Origin of the sequence: Baaleninema sp., assembly GCF_049974805.1 — a bacterium.
Classification (GTDB): Bacteria; Cyanobacteriota; Cyanobacteriia; order Cyanobacteriales; family Geitlerinemataceae; genus Baaleninema.
In genome coordinates, this window is record NZ_JBNGCO010000051.1 from 20,977 (window position 1) to 32,640 (window position 11,664).

At 52.3% G+C, this 11,664-nt stretch carries 8 protein-coding genes; 6 read left to right on the forward strand and 2 right to left on the reverse strand.

The window, feature by feature from the left end:
• Positions 1–29: 29 nt before the first annotated feature.
• The 5 genes from ACP5D4_RS11595 (at position 30) to ACP5D4_RS11615 (ending at position 8,375) form a co-directional block, all read left to right on the forward strand.
• Complete coding sequence (locus ACP5D4_RS11595; RefSeq protein ID WP_428011787.1) at positions 30–278, forward strand: hypothetical protein; 249 nt, start codon at positions 30–32, stop codon at positions 276–278.
• A 72-nt stretch (positions 279–350) separates the two neighbouring features.
• Complete coding sequence (gene polA, locus ACP5D4_RS11600) at positions 351–3,221, forward strand: DNA polymerase I (protein WP_428011788.1); 2,871 nt, start codon at positions 351–353, stop codon at positions 3,219–3,221.
• Between the two features lie 243 nt (positions 3,222–3,464).
• A complete protein-coding gene (locus ACP5D4_RS11605; protein ID WP_428011789.1) occupies positions 3,465–4,055 on the forward strand; it encodes a Tll0287-like domain-containing protein in 591 nt (196 codons plus the stop codon).
• A 354-nt stretch (positions 4,056–4,409) separates the two neighbouring features.
• Positions 4,410–4,970: a DUF3122 domain-containing protein gene (locus ACP5D4_RS11610; RefSeq protein WP_428011790.1), complete on the forward strand. Its 561-nt coding sequence runs from the start codon at positions 4,410–4,412 to the stop codon at positions 4,968–4,970.
• Between the two features lie 141 nt (positions 4,971–5,111).
• Positions 5,112–8,375 (forward strand): glycoside hydrolase family 15 protein, encoded by a 3,264-nt coding sequence (locus ACP5D4_RS11615; protein ID WP_428011791.1) that lies wholly within the window; start codon positions 5,112–5,114, stop codon positions 8,373–8,375.
• A 120-nt stretch (positions 8,376–8,495) separates the two neighbouring features.
• On the opposite strand, the gene ACP5D4_RS11620 is transcribed toward ACP5D4_RS11615, so the two are convergent.
• Both ACP5D4_RS11620 and ACP5D4_RS11625 read right to left on the reverse strand, forming a co-directional pair.
• Positions 8,496–10,214 (reverse strand): mechanosensitive ion channel family protein, encoded by a 1,719-nt coding sequence (locus tag ACP5D4_RS11620; RefSeq protein WP_428011792.1) that lies wholly within the window; start codon positions 10,212–10,214, stop codon positions 8,496–8,498.
• A 113-nt stretch (positions 10,215–10,327) separates the two neighbouring features.
• A complete protein-coding gene (locus tag ACP5D4_RS11625; RefSeq protein ID WP_428011793.1) occupies positions 10,328–10,642 on the reverse strand; it encodes a DUF3067 family protein in 315 nt (104 codons plus the stop codon).
• Positions 10,643–10,984: 342 nt separating this feature from the next.
• On the opposite strand from ACP5D4_RS11625, the gene ACP5D4_RS11630 reads away from it, so the two are divergent.
• The gene (locus ACP5D4_RS11630; RefSeq protein ID WP_428011794.1) at positions 10,985–11,452 is read left to right on the forward strand and encodes a hypothetical protein; all 468 of its coding nucleotides are present in this window, start codon (positions 10,985–10,987) and stop codon (positions 11,450–11,452) included.
• Positions 11,453–11,664: the final 212 nt, after the last annotated feature.

The window sequence follows — 11,664 nt, forward strand, 5'->3', positions numbered from 1 at the left end:
AACCGCCAAAAACTCGACATTGAAACATCATGGAACTTCCAACCACCCGTTGTATGTTGAAATCTCCCTCTCCCCCCAACCTATCGCCCAAACCTCGCCCTGTGTCTACGACGTTTTCCAAATCTCCCAACCGCGATCGCACCAAAGAACGCTTCTTACTCTACGGCGCTTGGACGATTTTAGTCTTATCTCTCGTCGCCATGGTGGGGGCGGGTGTTTCCTCCATCGAAGGCGTCCCCTCCGAAGAGGCTTCCCTCGAATCCCCTATCCAGCCCTAATCGAATCTCCCTCGTCTCCTGAAAAAGCGTACAATAACGGTACAGAGAACGACGCTTTGGAAGATTCGACGTATGCCGTCCCCTACCGTTTTACTCGTAGACGGTCATTCCCTCGCCTATCGCGCCTATTACGCCTTCGCCAAAAGTCGCGATGGTGGCTTACGCACGTCTGGCGGAATTCCCACCAGCGTCTGTTTCGGCTTCGTGCGATCGCTTCTCGACACCATCGCCAGCCACCACCCCGATTACGTCGCCATCGCCTTCGACACCCGCGAAGCCACCTTTCGCCACGAAGCCGACGCCAACTATAAAGCCAACCGCGCCGAAACCCCAGAAGATTTCATTCCCGACGTCGAAAACCTCAAAACCCTCCTCGACGCCTTCAACTTCCCCATTCTCACCGCCCCCGGATACGAAGCCGACGACATCCTCGGAACCCTAACCCGCCACGCCAGCGATCGCCACTTTAGCGTCAAAATCCTCAGCGGCGATCGCGACTTGTTCCAACTCGTCAACGACGCACGCCACATCAGCGTCTTGCACCTTCCCGGCGGTTACGGAAAAGCCCGCAACGCCCAACCCATCGAATACCGCGAAGCCCAAGTCAAAGACAAACTCGGCGTCTCTCCCGCCGAAGTCGTCGATTTCAAAGCCCTCTGCGGCGACAGTTCCGACAACCTTCCCGGCGTCAAAGGAATCGGCGAAAAAACCGCCGTCAAACTCATCGACGCCTACCATTCCCTCGATGGAATCTACGACGCCCTCGACGACATCCGAGGCGCCCAGAAAAAACGTCTCGAAGCCGGAAAAGAGGAAGCCTACCGCACCCAGTTCATGGTTCGCATCGAGTGCGGCGTTCCCCTCGAGATCGACTGGAACGCCTACAAACTCCAAGGCTTCGACACCGCCAAAGTGCGCCCCATCCTCGAAAAACTGGAGTTGAAATCCCTCCTCGAGAACCTCCACCACCTCCAAACCCAACTCGGGGGAACCCCCCCAGCCGCAGACGCCCCCACTACCGACGACGACGAAGATACCTGGTTTTTCAGCCCCGAAGACACCGCCAACAGCCAACAACCGCAAAATTCCGACATTACCCCAGAGATTATCGATAGCGAAGAGAAACTACAACACCTGATCGATCGCCTCCAACGCCACACCCACCCCGAAACCCCCGTCGCCTGGGATACCGAAACCAGCAGTACCAAACCCATCGACGCCGAATTAGTCGGATTGGGCTGTTGCTGGGGAGACGCCGCCGCAGACATCGCCTATATTCCCGTCGGACATACTCACGGAACGCAACTCGACAAAACCACCGTCTTAGAAGCGTTGCGCCCCATACTCGAAAGCGACAAACACCCCAAAGCCTTACAAAACGCCAAATACGATCGCCTCGTCTTGCGAAACCAAGGAATCCACCTCAAAGGCGTAGTCTTCGATACCATGCTGGCGAGTTACGTTCTCAACCCCGAAACCACCCACAACCTCAGTGATTTGGGACTTCGCTACCTCGACATCACCGCCCAAAGTTACAAAGAACTCGTTCCCAAAGGAAAAACCATCGGCGAAATCGACATTCCCCGCGTCGCCAACTACTGCGGAACCGACGTTCACGTGACGTATCGCCTCGTTCCCTTACTGCGCCAACAACTCGCCGAAGTTCCCAAGTTGCAGAAACTCTATAACGAAGTAGAACTTCCCCTCGAACCTGTCTTAGCCGACATGGAGTATTCGGGGATTTGCATCGATGTCGAATATCTCAAAGACTTATCGAAAAAACTCGAATCTCAACTCGACAGCATCGAACAAGAAGCCTATAAAATTGCCGGAGAAGAATTTAATTTAAAATCTCCCAAACAACTCAGTGCGTTATTATTTGAAACCTTAGAACTCGACAAGCGAAAAACCAGCAAAACCAAAACCGGATATTCCACCAACGCCGCCGTTTTAGAAAAACTGCAAGGGGATCATCCCGTCGTAGACTGCATCCTCGAACATCGCACCTTATCGAAGCTGAAATCCACCTATGTAGACGCTTTACCGGAGTTGGTACACCCAGATTCCTGCCGCATCCACACTGATTTCAACCAAGCCATCACTGCAACCGGGCGCTTGTCGTCGTCAAATCCCAACTTACAAAATATTCCCATTCGGACAGAGTTCAGCCGTAAAATTCGTAAAGCCTTTATTCCCCGAGATGGCTGGATTCTCGCCGCCGCAGACTACTCCCAAATCGAGCTGCGAATTTTGGCGCATTTGAGTCAGGAACCCGTTTTAATCGAAGCCTATCAAAACAATCGAGACGTACACCGTTTAACTGCGCAGTTATTGTTTGAAAAAGAGGAGATTACCTCAGACGAACGGCGGTTAGGAAAAACCATCAATTTCGGCGTGATTTATGGAATGGGGGCGCAACGGTTCGCCCGGGAAGCCGGAGTGAGTACCGCCGAAGGGCGAGAGTTTATCGATCGATACAACGATCGATACGCTAAAGTATTTGAATATCTCCAGCAAATGAAACGGGAATCGATCGCCCACGGTTATGTCGAAACCCTCTTAGGGCGTCGTCGCTATTTCAACTTTGAATCAGGAAGCCTGCGACAACTCAAAGGTTCCAACCCCGACGACATCCAACTCAACAAGTTCAAACGTCTCGGATTAGCGGATTCCCAGGCGTTGCGGGCAGCGGCGAACGCTCCCATCCAAGGCTCCAGTGCTGATATCATTAAAATTGCAATGGTGAAGCTGTTCGACTTGTTGCGAGACTACGACGCCAAGCTCTTGTTACAAGTTCACGACGAATTAGTATTTGAGCTTCCCGAATCGGAGTGGGGGAGATTACAACCGCAGATTAAAGAGGCGATGGAATCCGCTTTAAATCTCAGCGTTCCCCTGGTTGTGGATATCCACGCTGGAGACAACTGGATGGAAACCAAGTAGCCAACCGGGAAGATTGGGAGAGAATTTCCCATCATCCCCTCATCCCATTATCCCCTCATCCCCTCATCTCCTCATCCCCTCATCCCCTCACCCCCTCACCCCCTCACCAATTCCTTTACATATTCAACTACATGGTTATAATGTAAATAACTGCCCGACAGACATAAATTGCGGATCAACCGACAACCCCCAAAACTTGATGTCTGTCGGGCAGCTCTTTGCCGTTTATCGGACGAAAGCATTATGAAAACAGCACTCGTTCGCGGGGTGTGGAGTTTCGTTCTTGCCCTGTGCTGCCTCACTGTATGGAGTTTACCCGCCCAGGCGCAACCCGCGCAACAACTCGATCCGGCGGAACTCTCAAACGCGGTGAACGAAATCGAACAGATCGATCGCATGCGTTCTAGCTTGGCTTCCACGTTAGAAGGAACGACCGAAGAACCGACTATTCAAACTATGAAAGAAACCTGCAAACCTGTGGGAATGCGGGTGAAGAAACTCGGTCAAGATACGGGTTGGCAAGTCAAACAAATTGCAACTAAATATCGCAATCCCGCCCACGCCCCGGATACGGAAACGGCAAGCGAGGCGTTGGGTTTGTTTGAGAAAAACCCGGAATTGGTAGGATTTTGGCAAGAGGAAACGATTGACGGACAAGCGGGGACTCGGTATTATCGCCGCATTGATGTCGAAGCCAGTTGTTTGGCTTGTCACGGTGGGAAAAACGAACGTCCGACGTTTGTGAAAGAAAACTATCCTCAAGATTTGGCTTACGATTTTGAAGTGGGCGATTTGAGGGGTATGTATTCGGTGTTTATTCCTTATCTGGATTGAGATTTGAGTTTCGTTTATTTTGACGATTTCATTTTCAAATCTGGTTAAGTTTTCGATTCAATTTTGGATTTTTTAAACCCTGACTTTTTGGAATTGTTAGGGTTTTTATGGTGTTTCAGTATATCGTTTAGTTGGGTTGACGATGGTTCCTTAAGGAAATTAACCCTCTTGGTGATAGGTTTCTGGTGGAAGAGTTCTTGAAAGCTAGCTGTGTGGCTGTTGGGTTCCACTCTGTTACACCCAACCTACGGACGGTTCTCTATTTCCCAAAAACTAAGATATTCCTAAAAATACGATCGACCTCCTCAATTTTGCGTTAAAATTTTTGTAAATTACACTTGACAAATATCGCTTATGCTATCTGTTTTTCAGTTTTTCAAATCTGTTCTCAAACCGTTGATGGTTCTCGGGGTTTTTCTCCTAGCAATTACCACCATCAACCTGTCGGTAAATCTGCCGCCAGCGTTTGCCAGAATCCAACAACAAACCGAAGCCCCCGGACAAGTGGTCTACCAAGCCAGACATACCTTAAAAGACAGCCAAGGAGACGCTTGGCAAGTCATTTTATACAAACGCATCAAACAGAAAGAGAACGAAACCATCGCCACGACGAACTTACGGTTAGCGGGATTTCCCGGTGCTGTTGAATTCGTCCATCCCGGCGAATTAAAAATCGAGATCGATCGCGGTCAAACCCTCACCGCCCCCGATCGCTTCGCCGAAAAAAATCCCGCCCCCAACATCGGAGAATACCAACTCAACGCCGTCGTCAACCAACTTCCCGAACGCGGAACCTTGCAACTAACCCTTCCCGTGCGCGAGGGCGATCGAACCCTGCAAATTCCGTTCCCCGTTATATTAGAATGGCAAGACGTGCTGAACCAAACCGGGGTTGTCGCCGATTTTCAGTCCTAATTCTGCGCCCCATCACGTCTTAAAAACGACGACTTCAAGAACGACGACCGAAAAAAACGGCGGTTGCGCCCGGTAACAGAGACAACCATCGCTCGTTTCTCAGCACGTTACCCTCAAACCGAGCCATTTCGACCGAACGCAATGTCAACCGCCGTTTCTTCCCCTTCGACCCCCTTCGAACTCGATCGCCTGCAACGGCTCGATCGACTCTACACTCGTATCAAAGGCGTCATCCTAGCCAAACAGCACCCCATCACCGGACTGTTACCCGCCAGTACCGCCGTCACCGAACACGGGGACTACACCGACGCCTGGGTAAGGGATAACGTCTACAGCATTCTCGCCGTCTGGGGTCTCGGCCTAGCCTACCGCAAACTCGACAGCCAACAAAGTCGCGCCCACGAACTCGAACAGAGTACCGTCAAACTCATGCGGGGCTTGCTGTGCGCCATGATGCGCCAATCGGCGAAAGTCGAACGCTTCAAACATACCCAAGACCCCCTCGACGCCCTCCACGCCAAATACGACACTGACACCGGCCACATCGTCGTTGGCGATAACGAATGGGGACACCTGCAAATCGACGCCACCTCCGTCTTTTTGCTGATGTTGGCGCAAATGACCGCCTCGGGACTCAACATCGTCTTCAGTCTCGACGAAGTGAACTTCGTGCAGAACTTGGTGTACTACATCGGACGCGCCTATCGCACCCCCGATTACGGCATTTGGGAACGGGGCAACAAAATCAACCACGGCAAACCCGAACTCAACGCCAGTTCCGTGGGAATGGCCAAAGCTGCCCTCGAAGCCATCGATGGCATTAATTTATTCGGAATGCGGGGCGATCGCAACTCCGTGGTTCACGCCCTCCCCGACGATATCGCCCGGGCTCGCATCACCCTCGAAGCCTTACTGCCTCGGGAATCCAACTCCAAAGAAGTCGATGCCGCCACCCTCAGCGTCATCGGATTTCCCGCCTTCGCCGTCGAAGACCGGGCTTTGCGCGATCGAACCTATCGTAAAATCGTCGAAAAACTGCAAGGAAACTACGGTTGCAAACGGTTCCTGCGGGACGGACACCAAACCGTCATCGAAGACAGCACCCGCCTGCACTACGAACCTCACGAACTCCTGCAATTCGAGCATATCGAATGCGAGTGGCCGCTGTTCTTTACCTATTTATACCTCGATCGACTCTTCGATGGCGATCGCGAAGGCACACAAGAATACCGCGAAAAATTGGAAGCCGTTCTCGTCGAAAAAGACGGTTGGAAACTGCTTCCCGAACTCTACTACGTTCCCGAAGACCGCATCGACGCCGAACGAGAAACCCCCCATTCCCAAACACGCCTCCCCAACGAAAACATCCCCCTCGTGTGGGCGCAAAGCCTTTACTGGCTGGGACAAATTCTCGACGAAGGCTTCATCGAACTTGGAGATATCGACCCCCTCGGACGGCACTTGCAACGCCACGGAACCCAACAAGCCGTCGTACAAATCGCCCTTCTCAGCGAAGACGAAGACCTACAAGCCGAACTGGCCACCTACGGCATCGCCACCGAAACCCCCCAACAAATCGACCCGATTCAAGTCCGCTACGCTGAAGAATTAACCTGGATTTACCACCAAATCGGACGCAACTACAAACTGAATCTAAGCGGTCGTCCCATTCGGCGGTTGCGGAGTCTCACCACCTCGCGCATTTTCCGCATTCGCGACGAAACCATCGTCTTTCTGCCCTCCTTCCTCAACCAGAAACAGTTTTACCTGACTCTGGACTACCACTTCCTCGTCGCGCAACTCAAAAGCGAAATCGCCTACACCTCCCGCCACTGGTACGACTTAGGGCGTCCGACGATGGTGTTGATGCTGACGCGGCAACTGGTGGAAACGGGACAGGACGCCCTGTTAAACCTGATGTTACAACTGCGAGAGGGCGACTGCGAAGGGACTCCCGTGCGCCTCGGACGCCTCAACCAGTTGATGTTGACTTCGGGAACCGAACGGGTGAACTTCCTCCACGAAGCCGAATTCGTCAAACCCGCCCCGAAAGAGGTGACGGTTCGCAGTTCCTATCTGATTTACAACCCCGCCAAAAGCCAACCCCTGACACCAACTCAGGAGTTTAGTTTAGAATGCGAGCGGGACGTGGAGGGGTTGTTAGAGCAGTTGCACCGTTCGGAGAATATTTACGAACAGGTGGAAATCCTGCATACCCTGGTGAATTTGGAAGGGTTGGAGTTCGATACAGGATTCGGCGGCGAAGACCCGGTGACCGTGGCGGATTTACTCGAAGAACTCTACAATCGCGCCAGTAACGTGAAAGCCGACGGCGGTGAAGTGCAGGTGCATTGGGCGGTGGTGCGCTACGCGGCGGCGTTGTTAAATAAGATGAGTATCGGACTGTCTGAAGCCGTTACTGATATTTTGGTGCGTCAAAAACACATCGCCATCGGTAAGTCTTACAGTGAAGATTCGTTGATTACGAGTCCGCTCCCTTACGAAGAGTTAATCGAGAAAATTGCCCATTTCTGTCGGGAAGATATTCGCGATCGCGTGTTAACGCAAGAAATCCTGATTTATTTGGGCATTACCATTCAAGCGGAACCGACGCTGTTCGACGGGTTGTTGACGTTGCGCGTCGGCTATTTAATTCTGTTGCTGGCCAGCGAAATCGTCAGTGAATTTGGCGTCACCCAAGATGAAGCTTACGGGAAGTTAATGCAGTTGAGTCCTTTTGAAATTAAAACGCGACTGCGAAAAGCCATTACCGGATATACCGGATTTAACCGCCGCTTGCAACAACAGGAATCCTTGCACGTTAAACCCTTCGGAAAGGCGATCGATTGGCAGGTTCTTCCCGCCGAAGACAGCGACGGACAACCCGAAGATTGGTTGCGCAAACGCAAGCGGGACGGTGCAGCCGGACGAGTTCCCAAGAATTTCTATCCCGGCGTGTGGAAAATTCTGCAACATTGCAAAGGATTGGTCATCGGGGACAAACTCGAAAGTCGCAACCGCCTCGATAGCGAGTCGATTTTGGCGGAGATGACGCCGGGAGAGAAAAATTTCGCCTTGCGAGTCGAGTGGTTGTTGAATAAAATTCAAGCCCCGCAATACCGCCATTTGACTATTGAAGCTTTGATGGAGTTAATGGCGATATTCGATCGCAACCCCGACCTTCAGATTACCGATTATATCGTTCTCGATGTTTTAATCGGTCACGCGGTTCGCATCGCCTGGAACGAACGCTATCCTGAACGGATCGATCGTTACGACGAAGACAAAGCCGCCGCCTGGAGTCGCTTTTACGAATCCTCGCCTTACGTCTGCGCCAAGGCCATCGTCAAAGCCTTCCAGTTCCTCAGCAGCACCGCCAGCGAACAGTTAACAGCGAAGAGTTAACCCTATACGGGAGAGGGGGAGATTGGGAGATGGTCAATTGTCATTGATTTCGATCGTCATCCCATCACCCCATCATCCCATCACCCCATCACCCCATCACCCCATCACCCCATCACCCCATCATCCCATCATCGAACCGTTGTGAAGGGCGATCGTTTGTTGGGGGATACCGATGCGAATTCCCGCTTCGTCGAAGGCTAACTTCAAGCGGCGGCGATATTCCCGTTCTACGTTCCACTGTTCGATGGGTTTGGTTTTAATCCACATCAACAGTCCGATACCCGTTTCGTCCACTCGTTCCACACCAACTAACATAGTTGGGTCGATAATTCGTTCGGACCAATCGGGATCGGCTTGCATTTTAGAGATGGTGTCTTTCATCACTTGCATCGCCTGCATCGCGTCGGTGTCGGGGGTGACGCGAATGCGGAAGTCAATGCGCGACCATTCCTTGGTAAGGTTGTGAACCACGTTAATTTGACTGTTGGGAATTGTACTCAACCGTCCCCCTTCACCGCGAATGCGGGTAATGCGGAGGTTCATGTATTCGACGAATCCCGCACCGTACCCCACATCGATCACATCGCCTACGGCGAACTGGTCTTCCCAGAGGATTAGAATGCCGTTGATGAGGTCTTTAATGAGGTTTTGGAACACGAGGGTCAGGGCGACCCCGAAAATCCCCGCCCCGGCTAAGAGCGAGTCTAAGGGGGCTTTTTGCAAGGCTAAGAACCAAATGACACCGATAAATCCGGCGATGAAGCTGGTCATTCCTTTCAAGGCGGCGGCCAGAGTCGGCGCCCGCAAAACGAAGCGTTGAGAGGCGCTGGGATCGATCGACTGGCGTTCCACCCAGGATTGTAAAAAACCGTCGATGGCCAGATCGGTGGCTTTGTTGGCGATGCTGACGACTAACCAAATTCCGAGAATTTGTAAGGGAACGTCCGACAGCCACAGGGCTTGAACGCGGGTTTGGGGAAACTGGAACAAAATCCCGATGGCGCCGCCGAGTAACAGGGTCACTTGCAACCACTGCAACACCCGCCGCAGCAACACCACCAAACTAATGCGACGTTCGAGGGCGATTTGGGGAATCAGGGCGTTGAGAAATTGGATCGATCGACTCGGCGATCGCGATGACGCCGCCTCTCTCTCTTCTTCGGGAGAGGGTAACTCTTCCGAATGTCGCTGACTCGAGAGTTCTCGATATCGATCTTTTAACCGACGTTGCAAGACCCACAAAATCGGCGTGAGAACGGCTACGATGGCTGCGATCGTCAACGCCGTTCGCACTCGGCGGCGTTGCGCTTTCGGCTGTCGCTCCTGCCGCGCCTCGATTAACGCCTCGCGAATCTTTTCTTTCCAGTTTTCGGCGAGGGATTCAACGGGAGTCTCGGTCAGTTCCGCGTCTAACTCCGTCACCGTCATCACCACCTGCGGCGACAAGTTCGCTTCGTCGGAAACCAAGATAATCGGTTGGTTGTTGAGGGTTTGGGTGTACACCCGCAGCGTCTCGGGATCGAACCCTTCTTCGAGAATGTTGTTGAGGACGCTTTCGATTTCCGAAACCCGCTTTTCAATCGGTGGAATACTGCTGTCTCCGATTTCGCCAGGACGTTTCGACGCCACCTCGAAAATCGGCAATCCGTTGAGGCGGACGGGGGCGGATTCGAGGGGACTCTGGGTCGGGACTGGAATCGGAAGCGGCGTTTGAGCGAAGACCGACGTCGTCGTACTCGGTACGATCGCCGTTACCGAGACCAACGCCAAACAAGCTATGAGGACAAAGCGAACGATGCGCCGCGAAAACCAACGGGCGATCGAGGGTGGATGGGACATGAGTAGTTCACCCCGTTCGAGAACGTCTTTGACAAGTTAGCAAAAAAACTTCATATTGCCCCAAGGAAATTTCGGACGCTGCGAGTTCCTGTGGGTATTCCCGTTGTCAATTGTCAATTCTCGATCGACCATTCCGAGGCTCTCGCCCCGAGTTCGATGGGAATACTGACGGCTTTTCCCAACCGGGGACGTTCGCGAGTTCGAGCGATGTAAGTCCGAACTGTTTCTGTTCCCCCCAAACTGTTGATGTACTGCGCGATACTCTCGAGATGGGCGAGGTACTCTTGAGCCGAGAGCGGAAACGACGCCTGCTCGAGGTATTTCCACATAATTTGAACGAAAACTTTTCCCTGCGTGCGACGCAGTTGTAAATCGTAAGAGCATCCCCACTTATCGAGGATGAGTTGGTGTAAGTCTCGTCCGGTCACGATCGCACTCCCTTGGGCGTTTTCTCTAGGGTTGTCGGTCTCGTCTGTATTTTGACATGCTCTCTCTGCAATCGCTAGGCAATCGCTAGGCGAAACTTGTTTAACTTGCGACAGGACGGAATCGCTGACTCGCCTCGTCGGTTAGCGCGTTCTCGTTACGGCTTTCTCGGTAAGGAGGATACGGGGTTGGGCTTCGGAAACTTCGACTCGAGAAGAGATCGAAACCGAACGTCTCTTTTCGAGGTGAGGGTTTACCGTGGAGGTAAGTCTGAAAGACCGCAATTCTATCGGTGAAAACGGCTTTTCGATCGCCCTTTACCGTCGAGCGTTGGAGAGGTTGCTATGATGAAAGTTATTCGTCGAAGTCGCTATATTTCTTGGAACAGTTTCGATCGCACCCCTAAAGGCTTCACGACCGTCGATTTTTCGTGGACGGACGCTGACGGACGCCTTCACCAGATTCATCGTCGCCGTCCTGTTTCATCTTATATCGAACTCGATCGATTCCCCTTCGATTTTGACGACTTCGATCGCGATCGCTGGCTTTCTGATGGGTTGTTCGATCGCCCCCTGTTCGCCTTGGATGGGGTTGAATTTCCCAGGGTTCGGAGTCTCATCGACGATGGAGCCTTCGAGGTGGCGAATCCCTTGATGGATGTGGATTTTGAGGCGATGGATTCTGATGCGATCGATGTGGAAGTCGTCGCCAAACGCCCCACTTGGAAAGCTTCTCTCGAAAACGCCGTCAGCAACGTTTCGCATCGCCTCCGTCAATGGGGAAAACGGCTGCGTGGTTGGCTGAACGGGTAATACGCCATTTGCTCATCCCATCGCCGTTTTTGAGGGTCTCCGCCGCCGCGTTATATGCAACGCTGCGGCGGTATTTTCGGGGCGTCTAAATATTTTTTTGAGTTATTTTTTGGTAAAATTTGTATGCAGAAAAAATAACTATTAAACGATTTTTAGTTGTATAGCCATAGGAAATGATTCGTGGCCAAATCCCCGATCGATCCAGGGCTGTG